We start from the raw sequence: 18468 nt of genomic DNA, 5'->3' as shown, positions 1-18468 counted from the left end.
ATGCTGGACGCGAAGACGATTGAGGCCATCGCGGACGAGCTGGTGGAAGCCGGCCGGACCCGCACCCCGGTGCCCCGCCTGACTGCCCGCTACCCGGACATGACGGTGGAGGACTCCTACGCGGTGCAGCAGCTGTGGCGGCGCCGCAACGAGGACGCCGGCCGGACCCTGGTGGGGCGCAAGATCGGCCTCACGTCCAAGGCCATGCAGGCGGCCACCGGCATCACCGAACCCGACTACGGTGCCATCTTCGATGACATGGTGCTGGAAACCGGCTGCGCGGTGGAATGGGACCGCTACACGCACCCGCGGGTGGAGGTGGAGCTGGCGTTCGTCCTCAAGGACGGGCTCAAGGGCCCGGGCTGCACCATCTTCGACGTCCTGAACGCCACGGACTACGTGGTCCCGGCCCTCGAAATCCTCGATTCCCGGATCGAGATGGAGGGCCGGACCATCGTGGACACCATCTCCGACAACGCGGCCATGGGTGCCATGGTGGTGGGCGGCCGCCCGGTCAAACCCGACGCCGTCGACCTCCGCTGGGTCTCCGCCATCCTGTACAAGAACCAGACCGTGGAGGAAACCGGCGTGGCCGCCGGTGTCCTGGACCATCCTGCCAACGGCGTGCACTGGCTGGCCAACAAGATCGCCGCGCACGGGGACTCGATGAAGGCCGGCGACATCATCCTGGCCGGCTCCTTCACCCGACCGCTCTGGGTGTACAAGGGCGACACCGTCCACGCCGACTACGGACCCCTCGGGAGCGTCACATGCCGCTTCGAGTAGAAGGCACCTTCCGGAAGGCTTTAGCGGCGGCGGACCGGCCGCTGGCGGGGATGTGGGTGTGCTCCGGCAGCCCGCTCATCGCCGAACTCTGCGCCGGGTCCGGCCTGGACTGGCTCCTGGTGGACGCCGAGCACAGCCCCAACGGACTTGAATCCATCCTCGCCCAGCTCCAGGCCATCCACGGCTACCCGGTCCACACCCTGGTCCGGCCACCCGTGAACGACACCGTCCTCATCAAGCAGTACCTGGACCTCGGAGTGCAGAACCTGCTGGTCCCGATGGTCAACTCCGTGGCCGAAGCGGAAGCCGCGGTGGCTGCCACCCGTTACCCGCCCCACGGGGTCCGCGGTGTCGGCTCCGCACTGGCCCGGGCCGCCCGCTGGAACCGGGTCCCGGACTACCTCGCCCGGGCATCTGAAACGGTGAGCGTCACCGTCCAGATCGAATCGACGGCCGCCGTTGAAGCGGTGGAGGACATGCTGAAGGTCGACGGCGTGGACGCCATCTTCGTGGGTCCGTCCGACCTTGCCGCATCCATGGGGCTGCTGGGACAGCAGGAACACCCCGAGGTGCGCGCCGCCGTCGAACACTGCCTCGCCGCCGCACAAGCGGCCGGCAAACCCGCCGGCGTGAACGCCTTCGCTCCCGCCACTGCCCGGCACTACCTGGCGGCCGGCGCCGACTTCATCCTGGTGGGCGCCGACGTCGCCCTGCTGGCCCGCGGCTCCGAAGCACTCGCCGCCGAGTACATCCAGACCGCCGACGGCGAAACACCGGCCAGCTACTGACCCCGCTGGTTGGGCCCGCCGAAACCTCTTCCACGGCAGACCCAACCACTGGACCCCACACACTTGTCCAAGGAGACTCCCGCATGACCACTTCGCCCGTACTCTCCCCTGCCCTCTCACCGACCACCGTCTCGCCCGACCGTGAGGCTGAGCTGCTCGCGTCCGTGCCCACCGGACTGCTCATCAACGGCCAGTGGCGGGAAGCGTCCGACGGCGGCACGTTCGATGTCCACGATCCGGCCACCGGGGAGGTCCTCGCCACCCTGGCCTCGGCCACCAGCGACGACGCCCTCGCCGCGCTCGACGCCGCCGACGCTGCCCAGGCCTCCTGGGCCCGCACCGCACCCCGGGTTCGGGCGGAGATCCTGCGCCGCGCCTTTGATTTGGTCACCGCACGCGCCGAGGACTTCGCCCTGCTGATGACCCTGGAAATGGGCAAGCCCCTGGCCGAGGCCCGCGGCGAAGTGACCTACGGCGCGGAGTTCCTGCGCTGGTTCTCCGAGGAAACCGTCCGCGACTACGGCCGCTACCTCACCACCCCCGAGGGCAAGAACAAGATCCTCGTCCAGCACAAACCCGTCGGGCCCTGCCTGCTCATCACCCCGTGGAACTTCCCGCTGGCCATGGCCACCCGCAAGGTCGCCCCCGCCATCGCCGCAGGCTGCACCATGGTCCTCAAGCCGGCCAAACTCACCCCGCTCACCGCCCAGTACTTCGCGCAGACCATGCTCGACGCCGGGCTGCCCGCCGGCGTCCTCAACGTCGTCCCCTCCTCCAGCGCTTCCGGGATCTCCGGGCCGCTACTGGCCGACCCGCGCCTGCGCAAGGTCTCCTTCACCGGCTCCACCCCTGTGGGCAAGCGGCTCATGGCCGACGCCGCGCAGAACGTGCTGCGCACCTCCATGGAACTCGGCGGCAACGCACCCTTCATCGTGTTCGAAGACGCCGATCTGGACAAGGCCGTCGAAGGGGCCATGGCCGCCAAGATGCGGAACATGGGCGAGGCCTGCACCGCCGCCAACCGCTTCCTCGTCCACGAATCCGTCGCCCAGGAATTCACCGCCAAGTTCGCCGCCGCCATGGGCGCCCTGGCCACCGGACGCGGCACGGAACCCGGCACCCAGGTCGGCCCCCTGATCGACGCCGGCGCCCGCGACGACGTCCACACCCTGGTGCGTGCCGCCGTCGACGCCGGAGCCACCGCCGTCACCGGCGGAGCGCCGGTTGACGGTCCGGGGTACTTCTACCAGCCCACCGTCCTCGCCGACGTGCCCAACGACGCGGCGATCCTGGGCCAGGAAATCTTCGGACCCGTCGCCCCGGTCACCACCTTCAGCACCGAAGAAGACGCCATCCGGCTGGCCAACGCCTCCGAGTACGGCCTCGCGTCCTACCTCTACAGCCGCGACTTCAACCGCCTCCTGCGCGTGGCCGAACAGATCGAATTCGGCATGGTGGGCTTCAACGCCGGCGTCATCTCCAACGCCGCAGCACCCTTCGGCGGCGTCAAACAGTCCGGACTCGGCCGCGAAGGCGGCTCCGAAGGCATCGCCGAATACACCACCACCCAGTACATCGGCATCGCCGACCCCTACGCCAACTGACGCACTGACATATCCGCACAGCGCCGTCTCCACACAATGACGTGTCCACACAGCAAGGAAAAACATTGAGTACTGTCCAGCACGGGCAGCGCAGCTCGGCGAGGGATAACCGCCGGGTAGCGTTCGCCACCATCATCGGAACCACCATCGAGTGGTACGACTTCTTCATCTACGCCAATGCGGCAGGCCTTGTCTTCGCGAAGCTGTTCTTCGAACCCGCCGGGGCCGATATCGGGATCCTGATCTCCTTCGCCTCGGTGGGACTCAGCTTCCTGTTCCGTCCGCTGGGAGCCTTCCTGGCCGGACACTTCGGGGACCGGCTGGGCCGCCGGGCCATGCTCGTCATCACGCTGATCATGATGGGGGCGGCCACCACCCTCATCGGCGTGCTGCCGACCTTCGAGACCGCCGGTGTCGTGGCGCCCGTCCTGCTGCTGCTCCTGCGCATCCTGCAGGGCATTTCGGCCGGCGGCGAATGGGGCGGCGCCGTCCTCATGGCGGTGGAACATGCGCCCCGCGGCAAGCGCGGCCTGTTCGGGGCCTTCCCCCAGCTCGGCGTTCCGCTCGGCATGCTGCTGGCCTCCGGCGTCCTGGCACTGATGTCCGGCGTGGTCTCGCCGGGTGCAGCCTTTGTGCAGTGGGGCTGGCGCATTCCGTTTCTGCTCAGCTTCGTTCTGATCGTCGTCGGCTTCATGGTCCGACGCAGCGTGGAGGAAAGCCCGGTATTCGAGGAGATCGCCCAAAAGAAGCAGCAGACCCGCACCCCGGTTGTCGAACTGTTCAGGAAGCACTGGCTGCTGGTCATCATCGCGGCCCTGGTCTTCGCCGGCAACAACGCCGCAGGCTACATGACCACCGGCGGCTACATCCTCAGCTACGCCGCAAACCCCGCCGGACTGGCCATGGACCGCACGGAAGTGCTCCTCGCAGTCACCGGCTCCGCTGCCCTGTGGTTCATCTTCACGCTGGTCTCCGGCTACCTCGCAGACAGCATTGGCCGCAAGAAGACCTACCTCATCGGCTACGGCTGCCTCATCGTCACGGTGTTCCCGCTGTTCTGGCTGGTCAACACCGGAAACATCTGGGCGCTGTTCCTTGGCCTCGCACTGTTCACCGTTGGCCTCGGCCTGACCTACGGGCCGCAGGCAGCCCTCTACAGCGAACTGTTCCCCGCCTCCATCAGGTTCTCCGGCGTCGCGATCTCCTACGCGCTCGGCGCCATCATCGGCGGAGCTTTCGCCCCCATGATCGCCACCGCCCTGGTCCAGGCCACCGGCACAACAGCCTCCGTGTCCCTCTACCTGCTCATTGTGGCTCTCGTCTCAACGGCCGCCGTCCTGGTGATCCGGGAACGCAGGGGGATCGACCTGGGCATCAACAACCAGGCCGAGCAGGAGGTGGGTGCCACGATCTTCGACCGGCGCCGGGCGGATGCGGCTGACTCAGCCGCCGAGCCCGCCAACGTCTAACCGCCAGTCAGTTCGCCCCAAGTCAAGGGGTCTGCACCCAAAGACAAGCCAGCGGCCCGGCGGGCGGGCAACACTTAGGTATGCCCGCCCGCCGCCCGGCTGAGCGCACTTTCCTACTCGAAGTGGAGTACCCCTTGGAAACCTACGATGCCCTCCTCGCGTCCATCACCCCCGGCTCCGGCGAGACCCGGACTATCTTCGATCCGGCCACCGGCGGGGCGGTCGGCGAGGCGCCGGTCCACACCGTTGAAGACCTCGAGGCCGCGGTAACCGCCGCGGTCGCTGCCCAGCCGGCATGGGCCGCCCTGGGCCACGACGGCCGGTCCGCGGCGCTGCTCAAAGCCGCCGACGCCGTCGAACGCTCCGCCGAAGAACTCGCCCAACTCCTCTCCCGCGAGCAGGGCAAACCCCTCAACGGCCCCAACGCCCGCTTCGAAGTCGGCGCCTGCGCCGCCTGGCTCCGCGCCACCGCCACCACCGAACTCACCCCCGAAGTCGTCGTCGACGACGGCGAAACCTACGCCGAACTCCACTACAAGCCCATCGGCGTCGTCGGCGCCATCGGCCCCTGGAACTGGCCCATGATGATCACCATCTGGCAGATCGCCCCCGCCCTGCGCATGGGCAACACCGCCGTCGTCAAACCCTCCAAAATGACCCCCCTCTCCGTCCTGGCCCTGATCAAGGTCCTCAACGACGAACTCCCCGACGGCGTCCTGACCGCCATCGCCGGCGACCGCGAAGTCGGCGCCCGCCTCGCCGAACACCCCGCCATCGGCAAAATCATGTTCACCGGCTCCACCGCCGCCGGCCGCGCCATCATCAAATCCTCCGCCGACACCATCAAACGCCTCACCCTGGAACTGGGCGGCAACGACGCCGGCATCGTCCTGCCCGACGCCGACCCCGCCGCGATCGCCGAAGGCCTGTTCTGGGGCGCGTTCCTCAACACCGGCCAAACCTGCGCCGCCCTCAAACGCCTCTACGTCCACACCGACATCTACGACGCCGTCTGCGACGAACTCACCAAGGTCGCCGCCGCCATGCCCATGGGCAACGGCCTCGACGAAAACAACGTCCTCGGCCCCCTGCAAAACAAAGCCCAATACGACATCGTCGCCAACCTCGTCGAAGAAGCCCGCGCATCCGGCGCCCGGATCCTGCTCGGCGGCAACCCCGACACCGGCCAACCCGGCTACTTCTACCCCACCACCCTCGTCGCCGACATCGACAACACCAACCCCCTCGTCACCGAAGAACAGTTCGGCCCCGCCCTGCCCATCATCCGCTACAGCACCATCGACCAGGCCATCGAATACGCCAACGGACTCGACGTCGGACTCGGCGCCTCCGTCTGGTCCCCCAACCTCCCCGCAGCCCGCGAAGTCGCCAACCGCATCCAGGCCGGCACCGTCTGGATCAACAAACACGGCAACGTCGACCCCCGCATCCCCTTCGGCGGAGCCAAACAATCCGGCTACGGCCTCGAATTCGGCGTCGAAGGCCTCAAAGCCCTCGGCGTCCCCCAGATCATCAACGACTAACCCCACCCACCACAACAGCAAGGGCCGCCGCCACCCGCGACGGCGGCCCTTTCTCTTGGGATCATCGGGTCTGTTGGGATCGGGTCTCTTGGGATCGGGTCTCTTCGGATCATCGGGGCACCGGCTCCCGGGAGGCTTGTCACCGGGACGTTGGGTTCCCGGTTCGCGACGGCTCCGGCAATAGACTGAAGCCATGCCCCAGACCGGACTCTCCGCCAGCAGACGCTTCCTCCGCGGCCGGATCAGGACAGGGATGGTCCGGAGCCGGAATTCACTGGTCCCCGCGATCCAAATGACGTTCGGCGCCGTGGGAGCCTATGCCTTCGCCGAGTTCATCCTGGGCCATACCGGTCCGCTGTTCGCCGCCACGTCCGCCCTGATCGCCCTCGGTTTCTCCCGCGACCTGCGCATGCGGAGGGTGATGGAGGTGGGCCTGGGCTGCACCATCGGCATTGCCGTGGGCGACATGCTGCTCCACTGGCTCGGGGCCGGGATCTGGCAGGCCGCCGTCGTGCTTTTGGTCTCCATCCTGCTGGCCCGCTTCCTGGACAGCGGCAACATCTTCACCACGCAACTGGCACTGCAGTCGCTGCTGGTGGTGCTGCTGCCGGCGCCTGCCGGGGGCCCCTTCACCCGCAGCATCGATGCCGTGGTCGGCGGCGTGGTGGCACTGCTGGTCACCATTCTGGCGCCCAAGGATCCCCGCCGGGAACCGCGCAGGGACGTCCAGAAACTGCTCCATGAACTGGCCGAAGTGCTGCGGGAATGCGCCGCAGCACTGGTCGACAGCGATTCCACCCGGGCCTGGCATGCCCTGGTCCGGGGCAGGAACAGCCAGCCGCTGGTGGATGCCATGCGGCACACGCTGCGGGCATCCGGGGAGGTAGCCACGCTGGCGCCCGCCTACCGGCGGCACCGGAACGAACTGGACCGGCTGGAGCAGTCGCTCGAGTACATCGACCTTGCCCTGCGCAACAGCCGCGTCTTCGCACGCCGGCTCACCAGTTCCATCAACCACGCCGCGCTGTCCGACGAAGCCACCGAAAACATCGCCGAGGTGCTGCAGGAAACCGCGGCGGCCGTGGATGAGCTCTCGCTGGGCCTCGCTGAAGTGCAGGAGGGTGCCCGTGATGCCCACCTGCGCAGCGCCCGGCAGAACCTGAGCGATATCGCAGGGCGGCTGCACCCCAGGATGCTGAAAGTCCAGAAGCTCGAGGGCGAGACCGTGGTGATGCTGTTCCGGCCGCTCATGGTGGACCTGCTGGAAGCCACCGGCATCGATTCCCGCGAGGCACGCGACGTCCTGCCCCCGCTGTAGAACTTCATTGTCACAGGCCCCGGTTAGTGTGGAGCAATGGCTACAAAGACTTCCCGGGTTTCCAAGGCTCCGGGCTATAAGTGCGCGGAATGCGGCTGGACCACGGTCAAGTGGGTGGGCAGGTGCGGTGAGTGCCAGGCGTGGGGCACCGTTGAGGAAACCGGCGCCGCGGTGGCACGTACGACGGCGGCCACCACAGTTCTGGAGCCAGCCCGCCCCATTGCCGAGGTAGACGCCACGACCGCCGCCTACCTGCCCACCGGCGTGGATGAACTCGACCGCGTGCTCGGCGGCGGCGTCGTGCCCGGCGCCGTCATCCTGCTTGCAGGCGAGCCGGGCGTGGGAAAGTCCACGCTCCTGCTGGATGTCGCCGCCAAGTTTGCCAGGACCGGGCAAAGTGTCCTGTATGTGACCGGCGAGGAATCAGCGGCCCAGGTGAAACTGCGGGCGGAGCGCATCAGCGCGATCGCTGACACCCTGTACTTGTCCGCCGAGACCGACCTTGGCCAGGCGCTTGGCCAGGTGGAGAAGGTGGAGCCGAAGCTGCTGGTGGTGGACTCCGTGCAGACGCTCAGCAGCGCCGATGTGGAGGGCAGTTCCGGCGGCGTCTCCCAGGTCCGCGAGGTGGCTGCCTCGATCATTTCGGCGGCCAAGCGCCGGAACATGACCACGCTGCTGGTGGGGCATGTGACCAAGGACGGCTCCATCGCAGGGCCCCGACTGCTGGAGCACCTGGTGGACGTGGTGTGCCAGTTCGAGGGCGAGCGCCACTCCCGTCTCCGCCTGCTGCGGGCAGTCAAGAACCGCTACGGGCCCACCGACGACGTCGGCTGCTTCGACCTCACCGAGGACGGCATCCTTGGCCTTGCCGATCCCAGCGGGCTGTTCGTGACGCGCACCAAGGAGCCGGTATCCGGCACCTGCATCACCGTCACCATGGAGGGCCGCAGGCCGCTGCTGGCCGAGGTCCAGTCCCTGCTCGCCGACACCCAGAACTCACAGCCCCGCCGGGCAACCAGCGGCCTGGACAGTTCCCGGGTGGCCATGCTCCTGGCAGTGCTGCAGCAGCGTGCCGGGTGCCAGCTGCAGAAGGACGACTCCTACGTGGCCACGGTGGGCGGCGTGAAGCTCAGCGAGCCGGCCACCGACCTCGCGGTGGCGCTGGCAGTGGCGTCCGCGAAGCACAGGAAACCGCTGCCGCAGCGACTGATCGCCTTCGGCGAAGTGGGCCTGGCCGGCGAGGTGCGCCCCGTCCCGGGAATCAACCAGCGCATCCATGAGGCCCACCGGCTGGGCTTCACGCACGCAGTTGTTCCCTCCAGCCCCACAGGTCCCGGCCCGGTCCCGGCAGGCTTTTCCGTGAGGGAAGTGGGCCACCTGACGGAGGTCCTGGAACTGCTCATCACCAAGCCCTGAGCAGCTCCAGGACTTTGGCTACTTCTTGACAGCCCGCGTGCGGGCCAGTGCCGTGGCGCCCGCGGCAAGGCCCAGGAGACCCGCTACCAGCCCGATCCAGCCGGCGGCCTGGCTGCCGTTGGAAGCGGCGGCCTGCGTTGCCGGACCAGCCGGTGCGGCATCCGGCGCCGCCGTTGCGGACCCTTCAGCGGTCTCCGCTGCAGTGACGACGAATGAGGGTGCCGGGCGGTGCTCCTCTGCCTCGGCCGGTGCGGATGAAGCCGCGGCAGAGGAGTTCGCGGAGGACGTTGCGGACGCGTGCCCGTGATCCGCCTCGGCGGCGTCCGCCCAGTTGACGGTGGTTCCGTCGGTGTAGCCCTGCGCTGCGGGCAGCATCAGGGTGGTGCCCGCAGCCGGAAGCCGGCCGACGGACAGCGTGAACGTCTGGAATTCGTTCTGCCCGATCTGGTGGGCGGCATCCGCGGTCCAGATCACGCTGGTCGGCGCCTTAGTCACGGTTGCGCCCGCAACCTCCACGGGCTTGGGCAGGGTGGTGGCGACCACCTGCGCCTTCCAGCCGTCCATCGGCTTCACGGAGACCGAGGTGAGCGGGGTGTCGGTGGGGAGCTTCACCTCGAGCCGGTTGGTCTTGGCCGTCTCGGATTCGTTCGGAACGCTGAACGTCAGCTTGGTAAAGCCGCCCTCGGCGGTGGCGGAGGGATCCACCGTGACGTGCGCGGACGCAGCGGCGGCACCGGCGGCGAGGAGTCCGGCCGTGAGGGAGGCGGCTGCTGCGGTCTTGAGGGTACGGCGAACGGAGGTGTTCATGAGGGTAATGCCTTTCACGAAAAAAATCAGTCAGGGACCCATGCACCCTCAGGGCTGCACGGGCAGGTAGCTGCACGCCGCGTCGGACCCTGCCTGAAAAGCGGAGCCGTCCATCACGGAACGGCCCGTTCTGCCAGGAACCCGTCTAGGCGGCCGATGGCAGCGGCGGCCCGCGCCGGGTTGGCAGGCGCACGCCGGCGCGAGTCCGCGAAAGGACGGCCGGAACCGGGAAAGGCGCCGGGACGCGGGCGGGAAGAACAACTGCGGGCTCGTGCCGGCGGAAAAGGGGCTGCAGCCACGAGGCAAGTGTTGCCAGCACCCGTTCCCCGCGGGCCAGCAGGACTGCGGTGCACAGGGTGGCAACGGCGTGCGCAACGAACATGACGCCGTCGGACGCAGCGGAATGGGCGCTTTCGGCCACCGCGGGGCTCGGGAAGGCCGAATCCAAGGCTCCCCCTGCATGTCCGGCATGGCCGCCATGGCCTGGCAGCAGGGCAGCGGACTCCGGTTCGGCTGCACCCGCTCCGCCCAGCGCATCTAAGGCCCAGTGCAGCCAGAACTGGCCGGCACCCAGGAGGGCCACCAGGGCAGGGAAGGAGAGCCGGAACCGCGTCAGCGCGGCGACGGGAACCAGCGTCACGGCGAACAGTGCCGCCAGGATGGCCGCTGAGGGAAGCTGGCCGCCACCTGCAAGGTGCCCGCCGGTGGCGAACCCGATGACGAGGGAGCCGATCAGCCCGGTGCGGAAAAGCCGGAACGAGGCACGGGGCATCATCTGCGGTCCTTTCCGGAAGATCGACGGGCACAGCGGGGCGTCACGGTAATTCTACGGGCAGCCTCTGTGGTGCAACCCCGTGCCCAGCTTTCCGGCCCACCATTCCGGGCCGCCCAGCGGTACAACAGGCCGGGCCAGCGCCCAAGGTTTTCCCACGCTGCCGTGTTTACGGTCGGGATCTTAGAGCAGCAGTTCCGGGCCTGGGAGGGAGGCACCGATGGATCCTCGAGGTCCCCTGCGCCTCTTCCGCGCAGCCCTGGTCACTTCACTGGCGGTCTCCCTGGCCGTGGCCGGCCACGTGCTGGGTGGCGGCCAGCTCCCGGACACCGTGACACTTGCCGTGACGGCAGCGCTCCTGTTGGCTCCGGCCGCCTGGCTGGCACGGCGGCAGCTGTCGTTCGCTGCCCTGTTCGGCGTGCTCGGCGCCGGCCAGGTCACGCTGCCCACGGCGACGCCGTTCACCTCCGTTTCGGTCAAGCCCATCGACGGCTGGACGGCGAAGATCACCGAGGCAGCCCTGCCCGCTCCCGTCACCGTGGAAGGGGCCAAGGTCACCAGGGCCGCCGCCACGGTCACCTGGACCGCCGATACGGCCCACCAGCTCGGGCAGCACGAATACCAGACCTTCTCCATCTCGGTCGGCCGGCTTCCGGAGGCCGGGACCACCGTGGCGATGCCTGCTGCACAGACCTACTCCGACGGAACGGTGGTGAACTGGAACCAGCCCGAAACCGGCGGCCAGGCCGAGCCCGAGCTCCCGGTCCCCTCCTTCGTCACCACCGCGGCGGCCGACGAGCACTCCCATGCGGCACCGGCTGCATCGGCGGCCCCCGCAGCGGATACGGCAACTGGGGACACGGCCGCGGACACCGCGTCGGCGTCGTCGACCGCCCCGGTCGCGGCTCCTGACAACACCTTCGGCATCGTCGGCCTGGGCGCAGGTCTGCTCGGCCTGGCCGCCGGTTCGGCGGCGCTGGTGCGGACCAGGAAGGGGTAAGAGTTAGGCGCGGGTGACCACGAGCGCCGCGCTGTGCCCGCCGAACCCGAAGGCATTGACGAGTCCCGCCGTCGCGGTGCTGCCGCTGACGGTGCCGGTGATGACGTTGAGGTCCACCTCGGGGTCAAGGGCAGCCACGTTGTAGGTGCCGGGCAGGTCGCCGGTCCGGAGGGCCTGCAGCGTGGCGATGGCGGCCAGCGCACCCGCTCCGCCGAGCAGGTGTCCGGTGAGGGACTTCGTGGAGGTCACCGGGACCTGGCTACCGGCAATGGCCTTGATGGCCTGCGCCTCCAGCCGGTCTCCCACGGGCGTCGAGGTGGCGTGCGCATGCACGAACCCGATGTCAGTTCCATGGAGGCCTGCGGAGGCAAGGGCTTTCTCCATGACCCGCACCTGCATGTCCGGATCGGCGGCCACGATGTCGTTCGCGTCCGAGGTCACGGCAGCCCCGGCAATGCCGCCCAGCACTTCCGCGCCCCGGGCACGGGCGTGGTCCTCGCTTTCGAGCACCACGATCCCCGCTCCCTCGGACAGGACGAACCCGTCGCGGTCCCGGTCGAACGGCCGCGATGCCCGCTCCGGATCGCCGTTGCGGGTGGAGAGCGCCCGGATCTGGGAAAAACCGCTGATGATCAGGTCGTTGACGCAGGCATCAACGCCGCCGGCGATGACGACGTCGGCCGCCCCGGACCTGATCATTTCGGCACCCTGGGCAATCGCCTCGGCCCCGGACGCACACGCGCTGACGGGAGTGCGTGCCCCGCCCTTGGCACCGAGATCGATGGAAACCCATGCGGACGGCCCGTTCACCATGAGCCGGGTCAGGGTGTGCGGGGAAACCTTGCGCGGGCCGCCGTTATCCAGCTCCCTGACCTGCGCGAGCACGGTGTCCATGCCGCCGTAGGCCGAGCCGATCACGACGGCGAAGCGCTCCGGTTCGACGCTCGGCCTCCCGGCCTGCTCCCAGGCTTCGCGGGAGGCAACGAGCGCCAGCTGCCCGCAGCGGTCCATCCGCTTCAGCTCGCGGGTGCCCAGGAAAGCGCCAAGGTCGGCGGTGACCCGGCCGGCGATGCGCACCGGGAGGGCCTCAGCCCAGCCGTCCTCCAGTGCCGCGATGCCTGAGCGCCCGGCCAGCATCGCCTCCCAGGTCTCGGCCACGGTGGCCCCGAGCGGGTTCATGGAGCCCATTCCGGTCACGACGACACTGGATGATCCTGTTACAGGTGCCGCTGCAGACGGCTGGTTTGTGGACACGGCGATACCTTGCTTCGTTGGTTGGGAGACCGTTCGCGAGCCGGAGCCCCTCGTTGGCGCGCTATTTTGCGGGGTTGTGCGTCCCGATAGGAACCAGCGTGAGGTCGGGATGGTTCTTCTCGATGCGGCGCAGGGCCCAGACATCGTTGAAGAGGGCCAGGTATTCGCCGTCGGACCGCAGCAGCACCTCGGCACCGGGCACGTTGGCCAGCGCCGGCATGGCGTCCGCCGTCGAAATCCTGGCCATGGAATACGGTAGGCGTTCCAGGCGCATGGGCGCGCTGAAGTCGTGCGCCATGCGGTCCTCCACCACTTCGAACTGCATGGGTCCGACGGCGGCAAGCACCGGCGCCTGGTCACCGCGGACGTCGGAGCGCAGCACCTGGATGACGCCCTCGTGCTCGAGCTGCTCGATGCCGCGGCGGAACTGCTTGAAGCGGCTGGGGTCCTTGGAGCGGGCAACCTGGAAGTGCTCGGGAGCGAACAGCGGAATGGCCGGGAACTCCACGGCTTCCTCAAGGAACAGGCTGTCGCCCACGCGCAGCGAGGACGCGTTGACCAGGCCTACGACGTCTCCCGGGTAGGCCTCGTCGATGACCTCGCGTTCGCGGCCGAAGACCTGCTGCGCGTATTTGGTGGCGAACGACTTCCCGGTCCTGGTCTGGGTGACCACCATGCCGCGCTCGAACACGCCGGAGCAGACGCGGATAAAGGCCACGTGGTCGCGGTGGGCCTTGTTCATGCCTGCCTGGACCTTGAAGACGAAGCCGGAGAACGGGGACTCGACAGGACGCGGGGTGCCTTCGATGTCCGGCCGGGGCGCGGCCGGCGGGGCGAAGTCCACCAGGGCGTCCAGAAGTTCTTTGACACCGAAGTTCAGCGCCGCGGAGCTGAACAGGATGGGGGTGGCCTTGCCCGCGTGGAAGCTCTCGACGTCGAAGGCGAGGTTGGACTCGATGACCAGCCCCGCCTCGTCCACGGCGTCCGTCCAGTTGCTGCCCTGGCTTTCGGCCGCCTCTTCGGGGGTGAAGTATTCGGTGAGGGCGATGCTGGCGCCGGCGTTGTTCCGCTGGAAGCGCGCGAACCTGTCGTTGCGCAGGTCCCAGACGCCGCGGAAATCACCGGAGATGCCCACGGCCCAGGTCAGGGGCATGGGCTGCAGCCCGGTGCGTTCGGTGATCTCATCCATGAGGGCCAGTGCGTCCAGGCCGGGGCGGTCCCACTTGTTGATGACTGTGATGATGGGGAGGTTCCGCTGCTTGCAGACCTCGAAAAGCTTCATGGTCTGCGTCTCAAGGCCCTTGGCCGCGTCCACGAGCATCACGGCGCAGTCGACGGCGGCCAGCACCCGGTAGGTGTCCTCGGAGAAGTCTGCGTGGCCGGGGGTGTCCAGCAGGTTGATCACGGTGTCCCGGTAGGAGAACTGCAGGGCGGCCGAGCTGATGGAAATGCCGCGGTCCTTCTCCATCTGCATCCAGTCCGAGACCGTCTCCTTGCGGTTGGCCTTGCCGCTGGAAGCACCCGCGGTGCCGATCACCTTGGCGTGCAGGGCCAGGGCTTCGGTGAGGGTGGACTTGCCGGCGTCGGGGTGCGAGATAACGGCGAACGTCCGGCGCCGGGAGGCCTGCTTGTGGATCTCGTGCACTCGGGCGGGGCTCTGCACTTCTTGGGACACGGTGCTACTTTCACTGCGATCGCGGGGGATCAATGTTGGAAAAGGTGGCGGCGGAACCTGCCAGCCAAGGCTTCAAGTTTATCGCAGCGGCGGAATCCGCACCGAAGGCGGCCCCAAAGCGCCCCTCAACCAACCGCCGTCGGACGCACTCCGGATGCCTGTTCCGCAGTCCTCCGACGGGGCACTTTAAGGCTTGCCTGTGCGGTTGCTGGGGTAATGTACCTCTAGGATGGTGCATGCGGGAAACCGAGTACTTTTGATCCTGCCGGCGGACTAGGGAAAACCGGCAAACCTGCAGGCCCCGCCTGCACCTTTGAAGGGAATATCTATGGCTCGCAGCCCTGAAGAATCGCTCAAAGCGACTTTGGGGAGGGTGGCCCCGGGGACCGCGCTGCGGGACGGCCTGGAACGCATTCTCCGCGGACGAACCGGCGCGCTGATCGTGCTGGGCTCGGACCGGACCATCGACTCGATCTGTTCGGGCGGCTTCGACATCGGCATCGACTTCTCACCGACCCGGCTCCGCGAACTGGCCAAGATGGACGGCGCCATCATCTGCGACAGGGACGCCGGCAACATCCTCCGGGCGGCCGTCCAGCTCGTGCCGGACCCCAGCATCGAAACCCAGGAATCGGGCACCCGGCACCGGACCGCCGAACGCGTCGCCATCCAGACCGGCGTCCCGGTGATCTCGGTGAGCCAGTCCATGCAGATCATCGCCCTGTACGTCAACGGGCTTCGGCACGTGCTGGAGGGCTCCGAAAAGGTCCTGGCGCGCGCCAACCAGGCCCTGGCCACGCTTGAACGCTACCGTTCCCGCCTGGACCAGGTGACCAGCTCGCTCTCCGCCCTGGAGATCGAGGCCATGGTGACCGTGCGCGATGTCGCCGTGACCCTGCAGCGCCAGGAAATGGTGCGCCGGATTTCCGAGGAGATCTCGCAGTATGTCCTGGAGCTGGGCGAGGACGGCAGGCTCCTGTCACTCCAGCTTGACGAGCTCACCGTGGGCCGCGGCCCGGGCAGCGACATCATCATCCGCGACTATGCCGGGCCGAACGCCTCTCCCGAGGACATCGACGGTGCGGTCAGCGCGCTCCTCAACCTCGGCCCCACCGAACTCATCGACCTCAGCAAGATCGCGGGGATCATCGGCTTCGCCGGCGGCGTCGACACCCTGGACGCTGTGGTGCAGCCGCGGGGCTACCGGCTTCTTTCCGGGCTCAAGGCCGTGCCGAAAGCGGTTGCCGACAGGCTGGTGGACCACTTCGGCGGGCTGCAGTACCTCATGGCTGCCACCATCGACGACCTGATGACCGTGGACGGCATCGGCGACCAGCGCGCCCGCACGGTCCGGGAGGGCCTCAGCCGGATGGCCGAAGCCAGCCTGCTGGACCGCTTCCTCTAATCCCGGGCTTCCTTCTAACCCCCATCGGCTGCTCCACAAGTGCCCTTTTCGGCGAATAGGGCCGTTACGGAGCAACCGATGGGTCAGGCGGCGTCAGCTGAGCTGGAAGACCGTCGGCGGGCTGACCTTGGCGCCAAGCTTCGCGATGAACACGTAGTAGCCGCTGCCGGCAACCGTGCCGTCCGGGACATTCTCGCAGCCCTGCACGGAACGGTTGCGCGGCCACGGGAAGTTCGCGGTTTCGCTCTTGCCGGGCGCGATGGTCTTGACCAGGTCAGTGCTGGCAGCCTGGCAGTCGGCGGAGGAGAAGACACGGTCCGAGCCGCTGGTGACCAGGAAGTCCATCTGCGACGTTCCAATGTTCACCTTGCACGGCAGCTTTCCGCCGTTGGTGACCGTGAGGCTCAGCACTGGCTTTTCGTCCGCAGCGTAGGACGTCTTGTTCGTAGTTGCCTTGACCGTCACCAGCTTCTGGTCGCAGGTGGGCGAGGCGGACGGGGTTGCTGACGGGCTGGCCGACGCCGTGGACGCGGACTGGGCGGTGCCGTCGCCTTCCGTCGAAGGATCCGGTGTGGAGTCCTGGGCGGAGGAGGCCTGCTGGGCGCCGCCGAGGAGACTGGTGAGTGTGGCAACCCCGCCGGCGATCAGGCCCAGGACCAGCAGCAGCGCCACACCGGCAAAGAGCCGGCGGCGGCGGTACACGGCGGGGCTCGGCTTGCGCCCTGCGCGGGGTGCCGTGCTGTTCCGTGCCGTGCTGTTGCGTGCCGCGGATTTCTGCGCCGCCGATTTCGGCGGCCGGTTCCGGCCCGCGCCGGAGTTCGGAGTGTCTTGCCTGCCCATCCCTCTAGGCTAAGGAACGGCCGGCTTTCTGCGGCCCCACCACGCCGCCCCTGCCGCACCATGTCCAATTCGTGACTCAAATTCGGGTGACAACTGTCAGCACACTTACTAAAATTGAATCCCGGTTACCACTTACCGGGCCGAGTTGGAGAGGACCACTGATGGTAGATCACGTTTCTGGCGGTCACCTCGAGCGCGTCCTGCTGCCGCTGACGTTTGGCAAACATCAGAGCCAGGGGATTGAGTTCACGGTGCTTGCGGTTGAGATCTGGGACACCGGGATAGTGGTGAACCTGCATCTCGCATCAGTCAATGAAGACGAGCCGCAAACCCCCGCAATCGTTGTCCATGACCACTTTGGCACAGAGTACAGGCTGGATGAGGTGGCCACCGTCGGCTCCCGCCAGCTGCAGTTCTTTGCGCCCTCAATACCGGAAGGAACGCGCAGCCTGACCATCCGTTCCGGGGACCCGAACAGTGCCAGCTTCGTAGTGGCCCTTGCTGTTCCGGCACCCAACGGTCGCGGCGGCGAAACCCTGCACGGCCATGTGCGGCGGCTGCCGGCGCGGCGGGAGGGACTGCCTCCCGAGGAACAGGAGGCCAGCTGACGGCACGGGCCGGGAACCGCCGTCGGGGTTTTCAACTAGAGTGTTGGCATCAAAACCACAACCGATTACCCCGAATTAATTGACGTCCACTCCACGCTGGAGGACTGGTTCGAGGCCGAGGCCCGTGACTTGCCGTGGCGCGCGGCCGGCTGCCCGCCCTGGGGTGTGCTGGTCAGTGAGATCATGCTGCAGCAGACCCCCGTGGTGCGTGTGCTGCCGGTCTGGGAGGAATGGCTGCGTCGGTGGCCCGAGCCTGCTGCGCTCGCCCGGGAACCCGCGGGTGAGGCCGTTCGCGCGTGGGGCCGGCTGGGCTATCCGCGCCGCGCGCTCAGGCTGCACGGTGCCGCAGTCGCCATCGAACGCGACCACGGCGGCACTGTCCCGTCGGACTACGCGGAACTGCTCGGCCTGCCGGGTGTGGGCAGCTACACGGCGGCCGCCGTCGCCGCCTTTGCCTTTGGGCGCCGCGAGACAGTGGTGGATACGAACATCCGGCGCGTCCACGCGCGGCTCTTTTCGGGAGCGGCCCTGCCCGCCCCCGCCCTGACGGCGGCGGAGATGCGGCTTGCCGCGAAGCTGCTGCCCTCCGATGCCGCCAGCTCCGTCCGCTGGAACGCCTCGGTCATGGAGCTGGGGGCGCTGGTGTGCACGGCGCGGGCACCCAAGTGCCCTGCGTGCCCGGTGCGCGACCGGTGCGCGTGGCTCGCCGCCGGCGAGCCGCCGCCGGCGTACACGCCCAAGGGCCAGGCGTGGCACGGCACCGACCGTCAGGTCCGAGGCGGCGTGATGGCCGTCCTCCGGCTGGCAGGCGCGCCGGTCCCGGCTGAGATGTTCCAGCAGGCCCCGGCCGACCTCGGGTTCGAAGCCGCCGGCATCGGCGTGCCGCTGGCCGCCCTGCACCGGCTGAACTGCGCGCCGGAGCAGCTGGAACGGGCGTTGGCGGGCCTGCTGGAGGACGGCCTGGCCGAGCTGCATCAGGGCGGATACCGGTTGCCGGCCTGACAGGAACAGGCACGGCGTAGCCCCAACTCCGCGCCGGGGACTTTGGTCTCAAGGGATTTTGGTCTCAATTAGGCACCCAGCACCGGGAACGGAATAACAATGCGGGCGCCAGTTTCGCCCCGCCGGCTCCTCCGCCGACGGGCGGATCTACCCTGAACTATGGGCAAGGCAGGGGTACTT

General features: G+C 68.2%; 16 protein-coding genes. 11 read left to right on the top strand and 5 right to left on the bottom strand.

Annotated elements, in window-relative coordinates; all coding sequences use genetic code 11:
- The 7 genes from hpaH to radA all read left to right on the top strand — a co-directional run bounded on the left by hpaH (nt 1) and on the right by radA (nt 8925).
- Nucleotides 1-786 carry a 2-oxo-hept-4-ene-1,7-dioate hydratase gene (hpaH, locus tag ABRP34_RS16350; protein WP_003799448.1) on the top strand — a complete coding sequence of 262 codons (786 nt, stop codon included), beginning with the start codon at nt 1-3 and terminating at the stop codon, nt 784-786.
- The gene (locus tag ABRP34_RS16345) at nt 771-1574 is read left to right on the top strand and encodes an HpcH/HpaI aldolase/citrate lyase family protein (protein ID WP_353711003.1); all 804 of its coding nucleotides are present in this window, start codon (nt 771-773) and stop codon (nt 1572-1574) included. Before hpaH ends, ABRP34_RS16345 begins: the two co-directional genes overlap by 16 nt.
- 83 nt (nt 1575-1657) lie before the next feature.
- Entirely contained in the window at nt 1658-3178 is a 1521-nt protein-coding gene (locus ABRP34_RS16340) for an NAD-dependent succinate-semialdehyde dehydrogenase (RefSeq protein WP_353711002.1), read from the top strand.
- 65 nt (nt 3179-3243) lie between these two features.
- Nucleotides 3244-4647: an MFS transporter gene (locus ABRP34_RS16335; RefSeq protein ID WP_003799453.1), complete on the top strand. Its 1404-nt coding sequence runs from the start codon at nt 3244-3246 to the stop codon at nt 4645-4647.
- 134 nt (nt 4648-4781) lie between these two features.
- A complete protein-coding gene (locus ABRP34_RS16330) occupies nt 4782-6191 on the top strand; it encodes an aldehyde dehydrogenase family protein (RefSeq protein ID WP_353711001.1) in 1410 nt (469 codons plus the stop codon).
- A 193-nt stretch (nt 6192-6384) separates the two neighbouring features.
- Complete coding sequence (locus ABRP34_RS16325; protein ID WP_353711000.1) at nt 6385-7509, top strand: FUSC family protein; 1125 nt, start codon at nt 6385-6387, stop codon at nt 7507-7509.
- 36 nt (nt 7510-7545) lie between these two features.
- On the top strand, nt 7546-8925 hold the full coding sequence (radA, locus tag ABRP34_RS16320) for a DNA repair protein RadA (protein WP_353710999.1): 1380 nt from the start codon (nt 7546-7548) through the stop codon (nt 8923-8925).
- An 18-nt stretch (nt 8926-8943) separates the two neighbouring features.
- On the opposite strand, the gene ABRP34_RS16315 is transcribed toward radA, so the two are convergent.
- Nucleotides 8944-9732: a YcnI family protein gene (locus ABRP34_RS16315; protein ID WP_353710998.1), complete on the bottom strand. Its 789-nt coding sequence runs from the start codon at nt 9730-9732 to the stop codon at nt 8944-8946.
- A 145-nt stretch (nt 9733-9877) separates the two neighbouring features.
- On the bottom strand, nt 9878-10507 hold the full coding sequence (locus ABRP34_RS16310; RefSeq protein WP_353710997.1) for a hypothetical protein: 630 nt from the start codon (nt 10505-10507) through the stop codon (nt 9878-9880).
- Between the two features lie 217 nt (nt 10508-10724).
- On the opposite strand from ABRP34_RS16310, the gene ABRP34_RS16305 reads away from it, so the two are divergent.
- On the top strand, nt 10725-11504 hold the full coding sequence (locus ABRP34_RS16305; RefSeq protein WP_353710996.1) for a YcnI family protein: 780 nt from the start codon (nt 10725-10727) through the stop codon (nt 11502-11504).
- 3 nt (nt 11505-11507) lie between these two features.
- On the opposite strand, the gene ABRP34_RS16300 is transcribed toward ABRP34_RS16305, so the two are convergent.
- Both ABRP34_RS16300 and ABRP34_RS16295 read right to left on the bottom strand, forming a co-directional pair.
- On the bottom strand, nt 11508-12683 hold the full coding sequence (locus ABRP34_RS16300) for a beta-ketoacyl-[acyl-carrier-protein] synthase family protein (RefSeq protein WP_353710995.1): 1176 nt from the start codon (nt 12681-12683) through the stop codon (nt 11508-11510).
- A 136-nt stretch (nt 12684-12819) separates the two neighbouring features.
- Entirely contained in the window at nt 12820-14433 is a 1614-nt protein-coding gene (locus ABRP34_RS16295) for a peptide chain release factor 3 (RefSeq protein ID WP_003799780.1), read from the bottom strand.
- 328 nt (nt 14434-14761) lie between these two features.
- Between ABRP34_RS16295 and disA the strand changes: the two genes are divergently transcribed.
- Entirely contained in the window at nt 14762-15838 is a 1077-nt protein-coding gene (gene disA / locus ABRP34_RS16290) for a DNA integrity scanning diadenylate cyclase DisA (protein ID WP_003799779.1), read from the top strand.
- A gap of 93 nt (nt 15839-15931) precedes the next feature.
- On the opposite strand, the gene ABRP34_RS16285 is transcribed toward disA, so the two are convergent.
- Nucleotides 15932-16678: a hypothetical protein gene (locus tag ABRP34_RS16285; RefSeq protein WP_353710994.1), complete on the bottom strand. Its 747-nt coding sequence runs from the start codon at nt 16676-16678 to the stop codon at nt 15932-15934.
- A 161-nt stretch (nt 16679-16839) separates the two neighbouring features.
- Between ABRP34_RS16285 and ABRP34_RS16280 the strand changes: the two genes are divergently transcribed.
- Nucleotides 16840-17286 (top strand): hypothetical protein, encoded by a 447-nt coding sequence (locus ABRP34_RS16280; protein ID WP_003799777.1) that lies wholly within the window; start codon nt 16840-16842, stop codon nt 17284-17286.
- A gap of 165 nt (nt 17287-17451) precedes the next feature.
- Nucleotides 17452-18288: an A/G-specific adenine glycosylase gene (locus tag ABRP34_RS16275; RefSeq protein WP_353713384.1), complete on the top strand. Its 837-nt coding sequence runs from the start codon at nt 17452-17454 to the stop codon at nt 18286-18288.
- The last annotated feature ends 180 nt before the right edge of the window (nt 18289-18468 follow it).

This window comes from Arthrobacter sp. K5 (genome assembly GCF_040448525.1).
Taxonomy (GTDB): Bacteria; Actinomycetota; Actinomycetes; order Actinomycetales; family Micrococcaceae; genus Arthrobacter; species Arthrobacter globiformis.
The sequence above is the reverse complement of the archived record's forward strand: the minus strand, read 5'-3'. Positions and strand labels throughout refer to the sequence as shown.

What these genes read in the sequence shown, in the direction of transcription:
- hpaH (WP_003799448.1), top strand. Translation starts at nt 1, where the DNA reads ATGCTGGACGCGAAGACGATTGAGGCCATCGCGGACGAGCTGGTGGAA.
- ABRP34_RS16345 (WP_353711003.1), top strand. Translation starts at nt 771, where the DNA reads ATGCCGCTTCGAGTAGAAGGCACCTTCCGGAAGGCTTTAGCGGCGGCG.
- ABRP34_RS16340 (WP_353711002.1), top strand. Translation starts at nt 1,658, where the DNA reads ATGACCACTTCGCCCGTACTCTCCCCTGCCCTCTCACCGACCACCGTC.
- ABRP34_RS16325 (WP_353711000.1), top strand. Translation starts at nt 6,385, where the DNA reads ATGCCCCAGACCGGACTCTCCGCCAGCAGACGCTTCCTCCGCGGCCGG.
- radA (WP_353710999.1), top strand. Translation starts at nt 7,546, where the DNA reads ATGGCTACAAAGACTTCCCGGGTTTCCAAGGCTCCGGGCTATAAGTGC.
- ABRP34_RS16315 (WP_353710998.1), bottom strand. Translation starts at nt 9,732, where the DNA reads ATGAACACCTCCGTTCGCCGTACCCTCAAGACCGCAGCAGCCGCCTCC.
- ABRP34_RS16310 (WP_353710997.1), bottom strand. Translation starts at nt 10,507, where the DNA reads ATGATGCCCCGTGCCTCGTTCCGGCTTTTCCGCACCGGGCTGATCGGC.
- ABRP34_RS16305 (WP_353710996.1), top strand. Translation starts at nt 10,725, where the DNA reads ATGGATCCTCGAGGTCCCCTGCGCCTCTTCCGCGCAGCCCTGGTCACT.
- ABRP34_RS16300 (WP_353710995.1), bottom strand. Translation starts at nt 12,683, where the DNA reads ATGAACCCGCTCGGGGCCACCGTGGCCGAGACCTGGGAGGCGATGCTG.
- disA (WP_003799779.1), top strand. Translation starts at nt 14,762, where the DNA reads ATGGCTCGCAGCCCTGAAGAATCGCTCAAAGCGACTTTGGGGAGGGTG.
- ABRP34_RS16285 (WP_353710994.1), bottom strand. Translation starts at nt 16,678, where the DNA reads ATGGGCAGGCAAGACACTCCGAACTCCGGCGCGGGCCGGAACCGGCCG.
- ABRP34_RS16280 (WP_003799777.1), top strand. Translation starts at nt 16,840, where the DNA reads ATGGTAGATCACGTTTCTGGCGGTCACCTCGAGCGCGTCCTGCTGCCG.